General features: G+C 56.4%; 12 protein-coding genes, 1 tRNA gene and 1 pseudogene. 6 read left to right on the top strand and 8 right to left on the bottom strand.

The window, feature by feature from the left end:
* Positions 1 to 5: 5 nt before the first annotated feature.
* Entirely contained in the window at positions 6 to 1,079 is a 1,074-nt protein-coding gene (locus B2828_RS15965) for a LuxR C-terminal-related transcriptional regulator (protein WP_479634769.1), read from the bottom strand.
* Between the two features lie 91 nt (positions 1,080 to 1,170).
* On the bottom strand, positions 1,171 to 3,747 hold the full coding sequence (locus B2828_RS15960; RefSeq protein WP_479634768.1) for a glycoside hydrolase family 3 C-terminal domain-containing protein: 2,577 nt from the start codon (positions 3,745 to 3,747) through the stop codon (positions 1,171 to 1,173).
* A 207-nt stretch (positions 3,748 to 3,954) separates the two neighbouring features.
* Here B2828_RS15960 and B2828_RS15955 point away from each other — a divergent pair, with 207 nt between their 5' ends.
* A complete protein-coding gene (locus tag B2828_RS15955) occupies positions 3,955 to 4,698 on the top strand; it encodes a 16S rRNA (uracil(1498)-N(3))-methyltransferase (RefSeq protein WP_479634767.1) in 744 nt (247 codons plus the stop codon).
* 41 nt (positions 4,699 to 4,739) lie between these two features.
* A complete protein-coding gene (locus tag B2828_RS15950) occupies positions 4,740 to 5,684 on the top strand; it encodes an AEC family transporter (protein ID WP_479634766.1) in 945 nt (314 codons plus the stop codon).
* A 38-nt stretch (positions 5,685 to 5,722) separates the two neighbouring features.
* Here the strand turns inward: B2828_RS15950 and B2828_RS15945 are convergent, their stop codons facing one another.
* Entirely contained in the window at positions 5,723 to 6,460 is a 738-nt protein-coding gene (locus B2828_RS15945; RefSeq protein WP_479634765.1) for a PspA/IM30 family protein, read from the bottom strand.
* Between the two features lie 180 nt (positions 6,461 to 6,640).
* On the opposite strand from B2828_RS15945, the gene B2828_RS15940 reads away from it, so the two are divergent.
* The 4 genes from B2828_RS15940 (at position 6,641) to B2828_RS15925 (ending at position 14,468) form a co-directional block, all read left to right on the top strand.
* Positions 6,641 to 6,717 (top strand) — tRNA-Met (locus B2828_RS15940).
* Between the two features lie 812 nt (positions 6,718 to 7,529).
* A complete protein-coding gene (locus B2828_RS15935) occupies positions 7,530 to 8,564 on the top strand; it encodes a hypothetical protein (protein ID WP_479634764.1) in 1,035 nt (344 codons plus the stop codon).
* Between the two features lie 18 nt (positions 8,565 to 8,582).
* A complete protein-coding gene (locus B2828_RS15930) occupies positions 8,583 to 10,238 on the top strand; it encodes a hypothetical protein (RefSeq protein ID WP_479634763.1) in 1,656 nt (551 codons plus the stop codon).
* Between the two features lie 159 nt (positions 10,239 to 10,397).
* A complete protein-coding gene (locus B2828_RS15925) occupies positions 10,398 to 14,468 on the top strand; it encodes a hypothetical protein (protein ID WP_479634762.1) in 4,071 nt (1,356 codons plus the stop codon).
* Between the two features lie 306 nt (positions 14,469 to 14,774).
* Here the strand turns inward: B2828_RS15925 and B2828_RS15920 are convergent, their stop codons facing one another.
* The 5 genes and pseudogenes from B2828_RS15920 to B2828_RS15900 all read right to left on the bottom strand — a co-directional run.
* Positions 14,775 to 15,143 (bottom strand): hypothetical protein, encoded by a 369-nt coding sequence (locus B2828_RS15920; RefSeq protein ID WP_479634761.1) that lies wholly within the window; start codon positions 15,141 to 15,143, stop codon positions 14,775 to 14,777.
* Between the two features lie 181 nt (positions 15,144 to 15,324).
* Positions 15,325 to 16,950, bottom strand: coding sequence for a DEAD/DEAH box helicase (locus tag B2828_RS15915; protein ID WP_479634760.1), 1,626 nt, complete (start codon positions 16,948 to 16,950; stop codon positions 15,325 to 15,327).
* Entirely contained in the window at positions 16,928 to 17,350 is a 423-nt protein-coding gene (locus B2828_RS15910) for a hypothetical protein (protein WP_479634759.1), read from the bottom strand. The genes B2828_RS15915 and B2828_RS15910 overlap by 23 nt, the downstream gene beginning before the upstream one ends.
* Positions 17,351 to 17,358: 8 nt before the next feature.
* On the bottom strand, positions 17,359 to 18,222 hold the full coding sequence (locus B2828_RS15905; protein WP_479634758.1) for a DUF2800 domain-containing protein: 864 nt from the start codon (positions 18,220 to 18,222) through the stop codon (positions 17,359 to 17,361).
* A 128-nt stretch (positions 18,223 to 18,350) separates the two neighbouring features.
* Positions 18,351 to 18,790 (bottom strand): annotated as a pseudogene (locus B2828_RS15900) (hypothetical protein); the annotation flags it as partial.

Below are 18,790 nucleotides of genomic sequence, written 5' to 3'. Positions count from 1 at the left end.
CTCCGCTATGGGCGAACCGTCCTAATGCCCGCGACACCCTCGCCGCTCAGCGCCCCGGGGACCCGCGAGAGGAAGCGCTCCGAGGGCGTCCGCCGCGCCTGCCGGACGCAGAGCATGGCCGCGCGCCGGTTCTCGACGCCGAGTTTGTCGAAAATGCGTTCGAGATGATGCCGCACGGTATGCTCGGATATGCCAAGGATGACGGCGATCTCGCCGTTGCTTTTGCCCTGCTCGAGCCATTCGAGGACTTCCTGTTCCCGCGCGGAGAGGGTCGCGCCTTCGGGGGCGAGGCCGCTCCGAGGGGTTTGCTCCTCCAGGGAAAGAATGCGGCGGCCGGTGTGCGGGTGGCGCACGACGGTAACGTGCAGCTCCCCGCTCGCGGCCGGGAACACCAGGACGCCGGGAGCCCAGTCCGACGCGGTGAGGCGCTCGGCGAGGGCTTTGGGCAGCCGCCCGTTGCGGCACGCGCCGATGTAATGACCGAGGAGCTTGCGGGCCTGGCGGCTGGCGCTCTCGATCTCGCCGTCGTCGCGAGGGAAAACGTGCCAGCGCTGGAGGAGGGTTTCAGCCAGGTCATCCGCGGGTGCTTTTTTTCCCTTCAGGCGCTCCAGAATCCCGTCCAGGGAGATATCCACGCCAACGGCGCCGATGAAGCGGTCCCGTTCAAGGATCGGCGCGACGCGGCTCAGGCAAAGCACGGGAAGGCCGGTGAGGCACTTTTCGTCATACGGCCCGAAGACGACTTCCTGCCGGGATTCGCGGGTGAGGAAATACCATTCCCCGAGGGTCGGCGAATCGTGGCCCCAGCTGTGCCCGAAGCGTAACGTCCCGTCGTTGCGGTCCCAGCGCGGCGCGAAGCGGCCGGAGGCGTCGTGGCCTTTGCGGCCGCTGAATTCGTCGTCCGAGCCGTCAAAGGCGTCCGGCTCGAAGACCGCCCAGAGTCCGAGGAAATCCGGATAGCGCCCCATGACTGAACGCAGGAGCCGGACGACGAGGGTCCGGTCAAAGACGCCCACCTTGCGCATGGAAACAAGGAGCGAGGCCAGTTCGCGGACGCTGAGGAATTCGGGGCTATCCATATTGGGATGGTGCGTGAGGGCAGCTACCCTACCATGACTGGGGCCGGGATTCAAAAACCTTCGGTAAACACTTCCGCCCTCTTTTTGGGGCCTATTTCTCGGTTTCCCCGATCCGCACGGTTTGTTTGAGCCGGAGGTCGCGGGAGGAGGCCCCGGCTTCAATGACGAATTCCCCGGGTTCGACGGTCCACGCTTTTTTCTCCGGGCTCCAGTAGGCGAAGGCGTCGCGCGGCAGGTCGATGGCGACTTTCCGCGTTTCTCCCGGCTGGAGCGAGACCTTGGCAAAGCCTTTCAGCTCGCGTGGCGGCCGCTCGACCGTGGAGCCGGGCTGGCCAGCGTAGATTTGCACTACCTCGGCCCCTTCGCGCGGGCCGTCGTTGGTAATATTAAGCGTTACTCTGGCACCCTCGTCTATCCGTTCGACGTTCAGGTCGCCATAGGCGAAGTGCGTGTAGCCGAGGCCGTGACCGAAGGGGTAGAGCGGGGCTTTACCAGAGCGGTCGTAGCCTCGGTAGCCGACGAAGACGCCTTCCTTGTACTCCACCACGGGCGGCTGGCTCGGGCCGGGAAGTTCGCCCGGGTAGTTGGCAAAGGCGGCGTTGTCGGCGAGGTCGCGGTCGAAGGTCATCGGCAAGCGGCCCGAGGGGTTCACTTTGCCGAAGAGGATTTCGCCCAGGGCGGTCCCGGCTTCCTGCCCCAGGAACCAGGCTTGCAGCAGGGCGGGCGCGGCTTCGCTGACCCCGGCCAGGCCGAGCCCCGCGCCGCTGGTGTTGACGACGATGGTGCGCGGGTTCACGGCGGCGAGGGCCTCCACGAGGCGCTGCTGGGCCAGCGGCAGATCGAAAAAGCTGTCGTTGGATTCGCCCGCCATGCGCCCGGTGCAGACGATGACGGCATCGGCCTGCCGGGCGCGCTCCACGTCCGGAGCGATGCGGCGCAGACCGACTTTGATGGTTTGCCGCCCCCGGGGGAAGACATACCAGTGGACGCGGATCGGCACGGCCTGGCCCTTGGTCAAATGCAGGCCGTCGCCGGTCTCCCACTGCGGCACCATGTTTTCGCTAAACTGCGGCGGCGGGGTGCCGATGCGGATGTTCGGCTTGGGGTTCCACCGGGCGGTCCCCTCGTAGTCCCGGACGAGCTCCCAGTCGCCGTCTTCCGGCGCGATGAGCACGCCCTCCCAGGTGAGCGCGCCGTTGCGCCCGACGGGGATGCCAAACGGGCGGTTCTGGTCGCCCCAGGCGAGGTTGATGCCGGGGACCACGGCTTCCATCGGCTGCGCGCCGCCGGTTTGCGCGGCTTCCTCGGGCTCTTTGGCGGGGCTTACGGTGGCCTTCAGGCTGAGCCCGGCGGGGCCGTCTGCGGTGACTTGCGCGCAGGCCAGCGTCTCGAATACCGAGGGATCCGCCTTGGGCGCGGGCTCGAAGCTTACGCTCACTTTGTCCCCGGCGGCAGCCCGGATGCCGTCCAGGTAGCTGACGGTGTGGAAGGGTGTGACGTGGCCGCTCCCGCCGCCGGAGATGGGGGTCTTTAGCGCGTAGTCGCCGTAGACGATGATCGAGCGTATCTTTGAGGCGTCCAGTGGGAGCGTTTCGTTGGCGTTTTTGAGGAGCACCACCGCCGAACGGGCGATCTCCAGGGCGGCCCGCGACGATTCGGGCGAATCCTCGGGGAGGTCTTTCTTTTTCTGCGGCCGGTCAAAGAAGCCCATCGAGAACTCGGCCAAGAGGATGTGATGGACGGCGGCGTCGATGGCTTCGAGCGTTACCTGGCCATCCGCCAGGGCGGCTTTGACGGTGGGCTCGGAAAGGCTGGCTGCGCTTGGCATTTCGAGGTCCATGCCGTGGTTAAGTGTGGTGACGCTGTGGCAGGCGCCCCAGTCGGACATGACGATGCCTTTAAAGCCCCAGCCCTCGCGCAGCACGTCTTTGTGGAGGAAGAGGCTGTCGGTGCAGTAGGTGCCGTTGAGCCGGTTGTAGGCGTCCATGATCGCCCACGCGCCGCCCTCCTGGATGCTGCGTTTGAAGGCGGGGAAATAGATTTCGTGCAGGGCGCGCTCGTCGATTTTGGCGTCAACGTAGAGGCGCTGCCATTCCTGGTTGTTCCCGGCAAAGTGTTTGACGGTGGCGATCACTCCCTGGCTCTGGACGCCCTGGACGTACTGGGAGGCCATCATGGAAGCCAGGTAGGGGTCCTCGCCGAAGTACTCGAAATTACGCCCGTTAACGGCCACGCGGCAGATGTTCATGCCCGGCCCGAGGAGGTAGTGGATGCCCCGCGCCCGGGCCTCCAGGCCAAGCTGCTCGCCGTTAAAGCGGGCGAGGGCGGGGTTCCACGTGGCCGCCAGGGCCGCGCCGCACGGGAAGGCGCACCCTTTGCCGAAGGTGCGCACGCCTTGCGGACCGTCGGACATGACAAAGGAGGGGATGCCGAGGCGCTCGATGGGCATGGTGTAAAATTGATACCCGCCGAGGAGCTTGATTTTCTCCTCCAGCGTCAGCCGCCCCAGGAGGTCCTCTGTTCGCTGTCCGGGCGGCAGGGAGGCGTCCCGGTACGGGGGAGCGGAGGGATGCGAGCCGGGCTCTGCCTGGGTGCCGCACACCAGGGCGAGGCTCATGACGGTGGAGGTGAACGCGGCCTTCAGAGGGGAGAAGAAGCGGTGCGTCATAAGGGGAACTACCGTTGCCTGACGTTTGCACTGAAGCGGCGTTTCGGCAAGGTTTCTTGCGGAATTTTTTTCCGGGTGCCCGCCGTTGCCAAAGGGGGCCGAATGAGCACCTTGCGCGGGCGGTGGGGCTTCGCGTCTTTTGCGCTTTTTATGCCGTTTTGCGATTGGAAATTGCACCCGCCCACGCGCCCGCCTCATGATGGAGCCATGCCCCGTTTTTACATTTCACCCGAGCGCTGGAACCCCGCCTCCCTGGAGCTGGGCGAGGAGGAGGCCCACCATGCCCTGCACGTGCTCCGCATGAAGGCCGGAGACCGCGCGGTGTTATTCAATGGCCAGGGCTGCCAGGCCACGGCCGAGATCACCGCCACGACCAAACGCACCGTCTCCCTCAAGGCGCTGGGGCTCACCCAGGCCGCTCCGCAACGCTGCCGCGTCACCCTGGGCCAGGCGATCCCCAAGGGCAAGAACATGGACCTCGTAGTCCAGAAGGCGACCGAACTGGGCGCTGCCGCCGTGGCCCCGCTCCTTACTGAACACACCGTCGTCCAATGCGACGCCCGCGAGGCCGTGCACAAACAGGAAAAATGGCAAGCCGTGGCGGTCGAGGCCTGCAAACAGTGTGGGCAGAACTGGCTCCCCTCCGTACTCACCCCGCAGCCAATGGAGCGCCTGCTGCAAAACGCATTCGACCTGAAGCTGATCGCCTCGCTGGCCCCCGGCTCGCGCCACCCCAAAGAGGTGCTTGCCGAGGCGCTGCGCGAACGGGGCGGGACCCCTCCGCAAAGCGTGCTCATCCTGATCGGCCCGGAGGGGGACTTCACCCCCGGGGAAACTGCGCTCGCGCTCGATGCCGGGAGCCAGCCGATCACGCTCGGCCCCATCGTGCTCCGCACCGAAACCGCCGCGCTCTATTGCCTGAGCGTGCTAAGCTACGAACTGCTCGGCTAACCGTCTGCTAAGCCGCCACCGCCGCCCGCGCTCCTCCGCCCATGCTTTTCGCCGCCATCGCCCCTGTCTTTGTCATCATGCTCGCCGGGCTCATCGCCCGCCGCACCGGCGTCCTCTCAACCGAGGCCGACGCCAGCCTGATGCGCATTTACCTCAACTTTTTCTACCCCTGCCTGATCGCCACCAACATCCTGGGCAACGAGGCGCTCCACCAGGCCGCGAACCTCTGGGTGCCGCCGCTCATCGGCGCGGCGACCATGGTGGCCGGGTTCGCCTTCTGCTGGCTGGGCGCGCGGCTGCTGCGCATTACCCAGGGAGCGCCCACCCGCACGTTCGTCTACGTCACCGGCATCTATAATTACGCCTTCACGGCCATCCCGATCGTGGGCAGCCTCTTCGGCAAACAGGCCCTCGGGGTGCTCTTCCTGTTCAACCTCGGCGTGGAGCTGACCTTCTGGGTGGCGACCGCATTAATATTACCTAATCGCACCGGGATCAGCCTCTGGCGGCGCATCTTCAACGTCCCTGTCATCACCGTGCTCGCCTCCGTGGTGCTCAATCTGCTGCATTTCCGCGAGGCCGTTCCGAAAAGCCTGGACTGGGTCTTCACGGCGCTCTCCATGATGGGCAACTCCGCCATCCCTCTGGCGCTGCTCCTCACCGGGGCCATCATTACCGACTTCCTGGGCGACGCCAAGCCCTCGTGGAGCGACGCCCGGGCCTTCAGCGGCGCATGCTTTCTGCGACTGGGCTTCCTGCCGCTGACCTTCCTGGCCGTGGCGTGGTGGATGCCCTGCACGGTGGAGCTCAAGCAAGTGCTCATCGTCCAGGCCGCCATGCCCGCAGGGCTATTTCCCGTGGCCCTAGTCAAGCACCAAGGCGGCGACGTCGGCCTCGCCGTCCAGATTGTAATCGGCACCACGGCGCTGGCGCTCCTGACCATGCCCTACTGGGTTTCGTGGGGCTGGAAGCTTGCAGGGCTGTAGACGGCGGCTAGAGCGGCATATCCGCTGCCCCCCCGGGCCTACGGTTGCAACCGCTTGGGCGGCTCGGGGTTTTCCGAAGGAGGGATGATTTTCGGGTCCAACAGGATCCCCTCCTTTGCGGCAAAATCCTCCAGAGCCTGCTCGGCCAGCGCGTTCTGCTCGGTCTCCTTCAGCGCAATCCCCTCCGCGCCCATCGAATCACGCGCTACCCGAATGCGGCCCGCCGCCTTCGCCTTCTCCTCATCGAGCAATTGCTTGAGGCGGTCGGAATTTTCCCCCACCCCGCCAATCGCCCCGATCATTCCGCTGGCCATCTCCGCGAGTTCCGCCGTGGCGCGCTTTACCTTAAGATCACTGACCGCGCTGCTCATCGCCTCGATCTTATCCTTGGCCGCCTTCACTGCCACATCGCGGGCTTGCACCAATTCGCGATAAGCCGCCTCCGCCTGCTCAAGCTGCTTGCGGTTCTCATCAATCTCACGGGAGACCGTCTGGAGCCGCAGCGCATATTGCCCGGCAACATCGCGATTACCGGCGCGCAAATGAGCCGTCGTTTTCGCCTTTAGATCGGCCTCCTCCGCCTCGCGATTGCGCACCTGGCCGACCAACCGCTCACAGAGCCCCGCATGCGCGGCAAGCCCCTGATTATAGTTGCCGATCTGCTTGCGCAGATTCTCCTTTTCCAACTCGAGCAAGGCTTCGGGATTCTGGCGTTCCGCCTTGCCGACCATCAGACCAATAAAGCCGCGGATGAGATTAACGATACGATGCAACATACACGTGTTTCCTGTGGAGATTTTGGCTGCCGCCCCAATAACTAGGGCGAATGGAGAGGAAGAGAAAGAAATTTCGGCTAGGCGGAAGGGGGAATTACTCAGGGGAGCCCGATATTTCGGATAAAAACTAAAAACGGACTTGCAAAGGCCACGTTCTGAGCTACTTTGAACAGACCAGATCGCGGGGTGGAGCAGCCTGGTAGCTCGTCAGGCTCATAACCTGAAGGCCGCGGGTTCAAATCCCGCCCCCGCAACCATTTCCTCGGCATTGAGAAACCAGTGCCATCTGGGTTAAATAACCCCGTAGATCACTCGATCTCGGCAACTCATTGAAACACAGCCACTTGCGCGGCGTGTCCATTTTCTCTGTTTTTTCCCGAGAGAGGAAGGAGCCCCCTGTTTTTCTCTTTTTGCGCCCCAACCGGCCCAAACCTCTCTCGACTCTCTGTTTTGCCCGAAATCTGGTTAAGTGACCTTTCGGAATGGACTTCCTTGCCCAACGCTTTTCAAAACTGGGGTTGGACTGCATGCAGGAGAAGCTTCCTGTTCCTCGACAAGCCTCGCCTTGTTTTCAACCCGTCCATCAAAAAGGAAAATTTGCAGAAAGGCAAAGGCTCATAAAGAGGTGTGCTTTTGTTGGTTGTGTTTGCTGCACCCCAACAGGAAACCACACTGGCCAGCCCCCGACGAACTTTGCGAAAGCCCCTTCCGGGGCCGGCTGCACTCGGTTCGCGAAGAATCCAATTACAGAAGAAACTTTACACCCTCCCAGTTTGAACAGGGCTGCCGGAATGTAGAGGAGGAATGATGTTGCCCAATTGTTTTCGGCGTCAGTTGTTGCTCCTTTTCCCATGTTCCTCACCGCAGCCCTTTCTCACATCCGAAGAAAAGAGCCGAAAAGTCTTGCACATCAGTGTGAGTTCAGCGCAAATCTCCAATAGCCAGTGTTGTTCCGTACGATACGCGGTTAAACGGGGAAACGAAGGAATTCATGAATGGCTCCATATCTGGGGGCTTCGCCGCGCAGTGCTGACCATCGTCTGACAACGAAATATCCCCCCAACTCACCATGGAAATAGCACTAAACAACTTTGTGCTTCACAAAATACCGACGGATGCAACTGGAGCCGTGGGAGCAGAGACTATAAAGAGCGAAAACGAGGTCTCCGGTTACGTGCGCGCACTGCTTGGGTTCCTCGGTTCCGAATCGGGCGTGAGACTGTTCGGCTTTCCGGCCGGGCGGGAACCCGAAGCGAAAGCTAAACTACTTGGTCTTTTGGAGACAAAAAGTTTTCTGCCTTCCTCCGACGTTCTCGCTCAACGATTGTGTGAGTGTCAACGCAAGGTGGAAAACGGTGTCGTTCATCCACAGTCGGGGGACCTGCTGACCGTTTCTCTTTTATGTAATGGTCAGCCGTGCCTCCTCCTCGCCAAGCTCGAGCAGATGAGCTACCTAAGTCGAACCACGTGGCAGCGCGAAGCGGGATTTCCTTTTGACCGAAACCGGGTATTGAAAACATGCTTCTGCACGCTCGACAAAACTGACGAAGGTGTGAATTTCCATGAAATCGCAATTTACGACTCAAATTCCACTATTTCTCAATTTTGGTGGCGAGATTTTTTGGAGTTGGTCGAAGAAACTAGTAATGACACAAACAGCAGGAGGGCTTACGGAGCTTGGAAAGAATTTCTGGTAAAATCGGTGAAGCCGAAGTCGGAACCAGACTACCACATTCTGCGCAACAGCATAGCATACTACTTTCGAACTCAAAAAGCGTATGTCCACGCGGATGTGGTAAATACAGTTCTGGGGACCTATCGACCGGAAACGGAGACTCTGGATATAAACTCTCTCCGTCAAAAGGCTGCCGAACTTCCAGAGAAATCAAAAACGCTAAATAAGCGGTTCGATGCCAGATTTGAGATTAATGATAAAGCTTGCAATATTCGCCTCACTCCAATTCGGCTAACGCAAGATGTTGACCTAGTGATCAGATCGCCACTCGAAGACCTTAAAGCTGTCGTTCGGGCTGAAATTATCAATGAAGAAAAAGGAGTGTTTGTAGTCTCGGAAGATGGCTGGAGCTGCCTGGGCGGAAAGTAAATACTTATGACGACGCGTTTGAACGAACTCGTTCGTTGTTTCGTTGCCGATCCAACAGTGGAACAAGCCAATGAGACGATCAAGACTGCCAATTTCCGTTGGCATGGACAACCAAGCACACTTCGGTCCTTAGATGAGGTTGCGGAGCATTTCGGAACACTAGCCAGTGACACGTGGATGTTTTCGGTAGAGTTAGATTGCGCTGAATCGCCTTTCACTTTCACGCCCCAAAACGGCTCCCGCTGGGCGGACATGTATCGCGATCTTGGTCAATCATATTGCGACTGCCAGTCAATATATGTTAGCTTTAGTGTTTCCAATCGCATTGTCGAAGGTATCATTCGCCTGTTTGACCCGGAAGTTTTCTTCAGGTGGATTTCCGACCAAAGAATTACCGATCTAATTGGGCAGTTTTCATTCGTGCTCGACGCTGCCGAACACGTTGCATTTGTACACAGTTCGTTCGACCCTCCTTGGGGATCTGAGACCTTTGCTTTTGTTAGTTCCGCCTCGGTTGCGGCGACTTTTCACAAATCAGCGAAGGAACGGGCTGAGTTAACAATGGCCCGTCGCGAAGTTGTTACGACCGATTGGAACTGTAGACTATTCCCAGAAGATTTTCGCATCATTACGGGCTCCGGTTTGCCTAGTTGTTATAGGTCGTTTGCACGCCTCGAAAACTTTCTTTCAGTCGCATCTTTGGCGGATGCAGTCATTAAATCGGATGAAGACCACTTTCTTGTTCGGCTAATAGGGCACCGGATGCAGGAGGAGACGTTTAGCTGGTCTACAATTCCGGAATCCCGTAACGATAGCCTTCAGCAAATCTATGACTGGGTTTACCAATACAGGGCAGCTGGACCTCTTGGAGATCGACTTGGGTTAGCCAGAAATTTTATTTCACTCCACTGGACTGATAGTATATTCAATTTAGATCCACGAGTTCTACCGGCAATTAAGTCTGGATACGAACTATACCTAACGAGGAATCTCAAGGACTATGTCGAGATCCGAAGCAAGGTTACATCGTTTATTCTCGAAATCGACGGCAAGGCGTCCAAGTCTGTCGAAAACGCAGTATCGAATTTAGAGAAAAACTTCTATGGCCTTGTGACCTTCGTCACCTCTTTTCTGTTAATTAAAGTTTTACAGGACAAAACATTTGATGGGGCTTTTACCCAGCAGACTGCGAGTTTAGGATATGCATTGGCGGCGATATCATTGCTTCATGCTCTGTATGCCAAGTCTTCGGTCAATGCGGAGATGGATAGATCTGAGGCACTTTACGTGGATCTGCGGCGGCAATATTCTACTTTTTTTGCTCCCATTGATTTCGACAAAATTTTCGGGAATATTGATTCAGAGGATGCAACAAATGGAGGTTATTCCACAGCAATAGCGGCCACTCGATCCTACGTAGAGAAGCGCATGCGAGTAATTATGTCCGTATGGATTATATCTATATCAATTGCATCTGGTATTGTTTGTTATCATACCTATAAAGCACCGCAAAAGAATCAACAGGGCAAACCAATTACCGCGACATTGACAGAAATGCATAGTTTGCGGCAGGTGTCGGAACAGCCATCGCCTCCTTCAACTGCTCCACTCTCCATCAAGGCTATACGTGGCCTAGAACAGAATTCAGACCCTTTTATTACACCCTTTCCGTAATGGCTAAGGCAATACGAGACTCCGATCCCACTCCATCTATCAGCGTTGCATATGCATATTATTTTGATCAGATTCGACTATTTCTGGACTCGATCATGCTTACCAGCCCTGCCATTACTTTTGCCGTTTCTAAGAACTAACTTCATAGTATAACGACCTATGTTTCACGACTTTCCAACAAATTTTAACTTGGCTCAAATGGATGGGGCGGGAGCAAAAGAGTTCGACAATCGTTCAGATGCTTTTCAGCAGCTCATCGGCGATGGTATTCTTTCGATGTCGGGACATTCGTATCCAACCAAGGGACAGGATGGAAGTATCGATTGTTTTTTGGACATGGATGCGGGGTTGTTTCGTCCTTTTGAAAAAGTGCCGCTACCGGCCATAGTCGAATGCAAGGATCACGACGATACTCTTCAAGGGTTGGAAAAGAACATTACGAATGGCTGGGAGAAAGTCAAATCGAAACTATCGGCACAAGCAGCAAAAGGTTGGCACGGTCGATTCGAGCCTTGGCGAAGAGCAAAAAGCTATATATATATCGTAAGCGCTGTTATTCGGACACACGATTATCGGATCAAGCTTGAGGAACGCATTAAAGATTTCTTTACCAATCTGCCAGACGACCAGCGCCTTCCTCTCCAACATATCATGGTGCTCGATTGGACTGACGTGAGGAGCTGGTTGAAAGACTTAAAGGATGTTCGAGATAAATGGATCGGGACAGGAATGCCAAGCATTCTTTCTCTGAATCAATACCGAGCAGGACTAATAGGCTTCCGACGTTTTCTCTGTAACGATGGATTGCCTTACCGTCCCCCTCGCAACGATTCACCCTTTCATCCCAAAACTCTGTTCGATCGACTGGGTGATCCTCAAACAGATATGGGCATTTTGTTGGTCGGACCCGGCGGAGCAGGCAAGACCAGAACGTGCTACGAAGTTGCTCTGATGGCTGAGAAACGCGGCTGGTGCGTGTTATATGTCTTGCCCAGTGATCCTCCGATTACTGCCGAGGAACTCGGTGAAAATATAATCGCTCAGGGTTCGTCACGGACACTTCTTATATTCGAGTATGTCGACCAGATGCAGCATTTCGATCTCGGTTTTTTCCGGCGCAGCACTATTCCTCGGGCACGTGAAGCCGGTATCCATTTAGCATATCTCGCAAACAGTCGCCCCATTTTTGTAAAAGAAAAGCAGGACTTGGATGATTCATTTACTCGCGTCGACCTTTCGTTATCAGACGATGAGTCGAATGCACTATCTCGATGGGTGGTAAAGCGAACCGCACCGAAAGCGTGCGAGATATTGTCTGATCACGAGGTCTTTTGTATATGCGGTCATCGTCCGATTATTTCGCTTCTGATTGCACAGCAGCTTGAAAAATTAGCGAACGCTGGAAATCTGACCAAAACAACGGTCCAGCCTGTTCGAGGAGAAGATCCACTTGGTCACTGGCTAAGGCGAAGGTTGTGCGAAGATGGACTTACGATACCTAGACCCGAATCCATTTGGGAACCCATTTCTCCCCCCGGGTACGTAGTCGCAGCTGCTGCGGTGCTTGCCTCCGCACCCGATAGCGAAAACGGGCTATATGCGGCGGCGCGCCTTACATTACAGGAACTTAAAATTGGAACGGGCGGTCGAATAATCGTACAGAATTTACGTGAATTGGGCTGGATGGAAAAAGATAATTGTTGGTTAAGCGCCGCCCACGACGTGGTTGTCGATGAAATAATAGAACTGACGATATTTGAAGGGCGGTGTGTACGAGTTAGTGAACTCAACGCAATGCTCAGTATTGCGCTGAGTCAGATACGGAGTTTCGGAAATATAACCAAGTCATTAAGCCGAGTTCAGGGCTCTATATCCAACAGCCGCCTCTGCGAACTCCGCATCGAATCCCAACATTGGTTGGAGAAACACGCAAAACAAATTGGCTGCATGATTGCGAATGAAGCACCAAACCACGGTTCGTACGCATTAGGCGCGGTTTTCGGAGGATCTCCATTCGAAGATAAAGCGATTAAGCTGTGGTCCGTAATTGTTGCCCCTTGGCTTAAAAAATACGATTCCCATTTCGAGGCGCGCCATCTTTTGTATCGAGGGCTGAATACCGTTTCCGGTGACACGCTTTGTGAACTGATAAAGATCGCGATGAAGTGGCTCGTTTCCTGGCATTCAGAATATGCGGCCTCTTTTGTCATCTCGGCACTTTTGAACATCGACCAATTAAAACTCGAAGAATCAGGCAAACTATTTTCTTTCGCGATCGGTTGGCTGAAAAATCACGGGAAAAAGAAAGAGGCGGCTTTTGTTCTGAGGCCACTACTAGGCCGAAAGGACTTAAAGGAGCCAGATGCTAGTAGGGCTGTCACACATGCATCGGCGTGGTTGGAACAATGCGAAGTGGATATAAAAGCTGCGTTTGTTGTTGCGCCGCTGTTGGGCCGAAAGGATTTGAAGGATGCAGAGGCCAGGAAGGCCGTCACCCATGCATTGGCGTGGTTGGAACAACACGGCACCAAGAGAATAGCGGGGTTTGTTCTTGCGCCTCTGCTGGACCGAAAGGGCCTTAAGGACCCGGAGGCAAACAGCGCTATCACGCTTGCATTGGTATGGTTAGAACAGTGCCGCGCCGAACAAGAGGCGGAGGCTGTTCTTGGTGTCCTACTAAAATATGCGATCGCCAATGGAAAGAAATCAGCTGCGGCCATTGCGCATGCGATGGCTTGGTTAGAGATCCATGGAATTAAGGAATCGGCGGGGTTTGTTCTTGACCCTTTACTGAGCAACAAGAAGGTCAATAAAGCGGATGCACTCAAAACCATTACTTACGCTGTCGCATGGCTAGGGAGCCATGGCAGGTCAGACCGTGCTGACTTTGTCTTAAATGCACTGTTGAATCACGATAGTCTGAATCGGGTGAATGCGCGCAAAGCCGTCACTTACGCTATCGCATGGCTCGATAGCCACGCAACCTCAGACCGCATTGGCTTTGTTTTGAGGTCCTTGCTAAGCAGCCGAGACGTCAGGGGAACGGACGCAGGCATGGTAATTGAACACGCGATGATTTGGTTGAAAAGCCACTCAGAGGCAGACTGCGCTGACTTCGTTTTACGTCCACTACTCAAGCATCGGGACATCAATCGGGTCGACAAGGAAAAAGCTACGGCGTATGCGACTGCTTGGTTGACCAAATACAGTGATGAGGAACAGGCTGGATATCTACTTGACCCACTACTATGCGTTAAGGACCTGAAACAGGTAGATGCTGACAATGTTATTATGCATGCGATGGCGTGGATGGAAAAGCGTGGGACGGAGGAGAATGCGGGTTTCGTTCTTGGTCCGTTAGTTCGTCGCAAGGACTTAAAGGAGCCGGATGCTAGACAGGCTGTTATGCACGCGACCGCGTGGCTGGAAAAACACTCCGCAAATCGAAATGCGCAGGCTGTTCTTGCTTCGCTGCTAGGCCGCAAGGACTTAAAGGAGCCGGATGCTAGACAGGCTGTTATGCACGCGATCGCGTGGCTTAAAAAATACTCCGCAAATCGAAATGCGCAGACTGTTCTTGCTTCGCTGCTACGCCGCAAGGACTTAAAGGAGCTGGATGCTAGACAGGCTGTTATGCACGCGATCGCGTGGCTTAAAAAGTGGTGGAGGGATAGAGTGGCCCGGTTTGTGATTGCGGCACTTTTGAATCAGGATATTAAGGAATACACACTGGCTGAAGAAATTGCGAAATGTGCAACATTATGGCTGAATACATGGAGCGGAGCCTACCATGCAGGCTTTGTTTTTGTTCCATGGTTTAATTCTAGCTTCATTAGTATACAACAAAAAGTTAGCCTTGAAACATTGGCCCGAATATGGGCATCAGAAAGGGGTGGTCTAGACGAAGGAGGTCCGGCATTGGTCCTTGATCTTCATCTCTCGACTACCGCAGCATCAGAAAAGACGGAGTTAATTCACGTCGCATACGAATGGATACTTGCACATCTTCAAAATTCGTATGCACCGGAAGTTTTGATCGCCCTATTATCTTTGCCGGATATTACCGAGCGAGATACCGAACGATACATGAAGTTAATCACCTATACTGAATGGCAAAACCGACTTTCACAAGTGAAGCGAATCCTAAGAATTGCGTTAGAAAAGCTTCCAAAAGAGAGTCCATTACGTACAGAGATTGAAGCTTGTTGGCGAGATCGGTGTTACAGGTGAGCGTGCCTGAATCGGATCTGATGCAAACCCGCCGCAATTTACTTGAAGTCCTGGTCATAGAATCGATAGCTATGTTCTTCAGGCTGCTTTGCTGTGTTAATGTCGCAAAAGGCCGCTCAAACGGAACTCGCACTCAACCTCTACCAACTCGGGATGACTGGAATTCGGCGGCGGCATAGAAACAACGCAAATCGTTCGGTTCCCGAGCCCCTTCAAATTAGGAGAACGGTAGGAGATCTCGCGCAGGAGAATCGACTGGGTTATATGAAGCAGAGAATTGCCTCGGAATAGATGTTTACGGGACTTTTATGCAAGCGGCTTCCACAGGGACGTCTGCGTTTCCTTGCGCACATCACGTTCCGTGATGCGATCCCGTCCTTTGGTCGTTCCCTCCAGAAAAAGCAGTTCCTCCTGCCGCCACGGAGGGAGATTGAGCAGGTTCATGATTTGGGTCATCCGGGGCTGGGACACGCCGCCCAACCGGGCCAGATCGGAATAATCGCGCACGATTTCCCGGCGAATCAGTTCCTCGAAATGAATGGCGAGGGCGACCAGTCGAGCGATGCGGGGGACCGGCGAAGGCGCGGCGGGGCGGGCCTTCGGGCCGTTCTGCAGGCGTTTGCGCCCGTCGCGGCCATTGGAAAAATGAATCTTCGATTCAATGGTAATACTCATGCTGTTTGCTCCAGAAGTGTCTCGAACCCCGTCGAGTGGAACGCAACGGCAACGGTTTCCTTTTCCCGGTCGTAGGTGACACGTTCCACCAAAAGCTGGATCAGCCGCGCTCTGTCTCCAACGGAAAGTGCCGCAGTGAGTCCCTCAAAGCGCGTTAGCGCCCAGGCCACCTGCTCTTCGTCTACCCCATCTCCAAGCCCGGCCAGTTCGACCTCGATTTCAGAAAGGCGGTTTTCACCCGCCCGTAATTGATCCTGAAGAGTGGCCATGCGGTCTTCAATTTCCTGTCGGCCCACGCGGAGAGATGGGCACTGGCCTCCTCAAAGGTGAGCGTTTCAGGCTGGGGATGGCCGGTGCGGTAAAGCCAACGCACCTGCTTTGCCGTGGCCAGATTGAGCCGGGAGCGCAGGAACAGCTTATCCAGCAATGCCGACGCATGCCCCCGGTTCTTAACGGAATCAGGGTCCAGGCCGAACCGCTCAATGAGCGCCCGCTGTTTGTCCGTAACCTCCTGTTCGTGCCAGGGCATCGTCGGCATGAAATCGGCAAGGGCCACATCTTTCAGAGAAAGGGCGAACTCCATCGCATCAAAGGAGCGCGACGTGCGGGTCCGGTTGCGTTCAAGACGTTCCCTCAGTTTCTCCGCACGGTCTGCTTCCGCCGCCGCTTTGGCTTCTTCAAGGTCTCCTTCACCGCCGAGCGCATCCATGATCGCCTTGGCTTCGTCTTCGTCGCCCGCGATCAAATGCGCGGGCTTGATAAGATTGTGCTCCTCGGCGAGCCACAGAAAATCGAGCAAAAGGAGATGGTCCTTGCCAGGATGAATCCGCGTGCCCCGCCCCACAATCTGGCTGTAAAGCGAGCGAACCTGTGTGGGGCGCAGGCACACCACGCAGTCAATGCTCGGCTCGTCGTAACCCTCCGTAAGCAACATGGCGTTGGTAAGAAGCGTGGTCTGGCCTCGCTTGAACCGATCTAGAATTGCCGCGCGATCCCGGGACTGTCCGTCGATGTGCTCGGCGCGGATGCCGTGCTCCCGGCATAGCCGCGCCAGGTCCTGGCTGATGGAGACGAGCGGCAGGAAAACCAGAATCTTCCGGTGCCGATGCTCGTAAAGAACGCGGGCGATCCGTGCCAGATAAGGCTCCAATGCATGCCCAACATCTTCGGCGTTATAATCGCCCGCAGTGGTGCGGCATTTGTCCAGGCCGATTTGCAGCGGCACCGTCTTGACTTTGATTGGCGCGAGCCAGTTCTGCCGGATCAGATCGAACAGACCAATTTCAATGGGGATGTTCTCGAAGTATTGACCAAGGCTCTTGCGGTCTCCGCGATCAGGCGTCGCTGTTACACCCAGCACATGAGCGAACGAATCGAAATGCCTCAGAACAGAAGCGTATGAATCGGAAAGGGCGTGCTGACATTCGTCAACCACCACAAGCCCGAAGTGGTCGCGGGGCCATCGATTGCGCCGCTTTTCCCGCGCCAATGTCTGAATACTGCCGACCACCACGGGTGCATGGAGACTGGCCTTGGAATCGGCCATTTCGACTTCGGGGAAAAGTCCGGTTGCCCGGTGGATTTTATCCACAGCTTGAAAAATCAGTTCTTCGCGGTGGGCTAACACCAGTGTTCGCCGGGGTTGGTAATGCTGGGCAAGCGAGGCGAAAACGATCGTTTTACCCCCGCCCGTGCTGATTACTGCAAGCTGCCTCCGGTATTCGCAGAACCCTTCAATGATGGCCTCTCGGGCCTGCATTTGATAGGGCCGCAGGGCGATGGAACTAGAAAGGCAGGTCGTCATCATCGTCTCCTTTCTTGGTGACTGTGGAAGTTGCCGGTTTGGCTACCGGCACGAGCCAGGCGGCCACGGTGTTACGCTTGCGTCCGTTGTATTCCTCGACCGCGAGGCGGGCGCGGCCCTGTTTTCCAATGAAATCGTCGGCATGAATATCCACTTCCTCATCGGGAAGCACGATCTCGCCAATGGCGGCGCGGAAAGCGTCGATTTTCCAGTAAGCGTTTTCGACAAACACGAGATGATCAAAAAATACCGCCTCATCGGGCATGACTTTCAGTTTAAGCTCGATCATGTCGCTACCCTTCTTGGAAACAGTTTCCGTAGCGTTGATGACTTCAAGGGTATAGTCGCCGGGCTCGACGAAATCAGGACGGCTGGTGGGTTCGGAGGATTTGTAGGAAGGCATAAAGGGAATTAGTTTTTGTGGGTTTGGCGCAGCGAGAGACTGGTGTGGCCGTGCTTGACGGTCTCTTCGGGGAATGGGGTTTGAGGGAACTTTGCAGCCCAAAGTTCCCGGAATTTTTTGGCGGAAAGATTGCCGTAAGCGGCGAGCACTAGGCCGAATCCGATGGCTTGGATGTGATGACCAACCGTGATGTGATCGACGAACTCGGGCCCGCGCCGGGTGGCGAGTTTCCAGCCGGGAATGGTTGCTCCGGCCTGAAGCCGTTCTTTGGCGGTTTCCTCAGCCTTCCCTCGGTAGTCATTCACGACGGCGCACGCGCAAAGAAACTTCCCGAGCGTTTCGTTATCAGCGAGGACGGCTTCAAATAGGAACCCCGGCTCGGAGACGGAGAGGGCATTTTGCGCAAGTGTGCGCCGGAGAGAACAGGTCATTTCCTTGTCACACCAACCGCAGTAATCGCAGATGGCGGGTTGCTTCCCTGCGTCACGGTACGCCGCAATCACCTTTTCGACGGTCGCCTTGGCTTCGTCATAGGAGAAGTGAAGCGTGACAACCTGCCGCTGGTCGCAAAACAGCAAGTGGGCGGTCCATTCGGACGCGAAATGCATTTCCATCAAACCCAGCGCATACGCCGCCATTTGCTCCCGGTAGTTGCGGATTTGGCCGGTTTTCAAATCGGCATGGGCGAACTTCCCGAGGATCAGCGCGTCCGCAGTGCCGGGCTTTTCAAATCCCGGAATCGTGACGCAGCAATCCTCTTCCCGCGTGATGACCTGCGCATCTCCGGCCAGCACTTTCAATGTGGTCACGGCCCATTCCACGGCACCGATGTCTTCGGCGTTCAGGTCGTGGGCCATTCCCGACGGGTCCATGTCGCCTTGCATCCGGGCCCGGAACAAGGCATCCAACGCCGACCCACGTTCAGCCGCTGGTCCAGCATTTGGATTTGGTTCGTAACACGGGCATGCCGCCAGTTTGGGGAGATTGGAGGGGCGCAGAATCATTGGGCCGCCTCCGGTCGGAATTGCGCCACCGTCTGCATAAACCTCTCGGGAGCGGCGAGCACACGGGCCTTGTAATCGCCCGGAAGGTCGCGCCACGTTTGCCCTTGCTTGATCTGCGAGCGAGAGAGCAAGAACGCATTGATGCCGTCCTCTTTGCCGCTGAATAACTCGGCAAGTTTGTCAACGGGAGCCGGTTTTTGAACCGGCGCCGTTGTTCCGAATGCGGAAGCAATGGAAGCAAACGCGAACGGCAATTTCTCTTCGAACCCGTGCCGGTTCTTCGCGTCCCACGCCGCCGTGTGACAGGTGTAGAGCACGCGCTCGCGCCCGCCAACGCCCCGCTTTTTGCCGCTCTCATTTTCCGCAACCCGTGTGAAATAGTTGGCGAAAAGCTGCATGTCGCACCATTCCCAAAGCAGCGGTGCGACTTGCTTGG

It is taken from the genome of Spartobacteria bacterium UBA695, from assembly GCA_002298145.1.
Classification (GTDB): domain Bacteria; phylum Verrucomicrobiota; class Verrucomicrobiia; order Chthoniobacterales; family Chthoniobacteraceae; genus UBA695.
The sequence above is the reverse complement of the archived record's forward strand: the minus strand, read 5'-3'. Positions and strand labels throughout refer to the sequence as shown.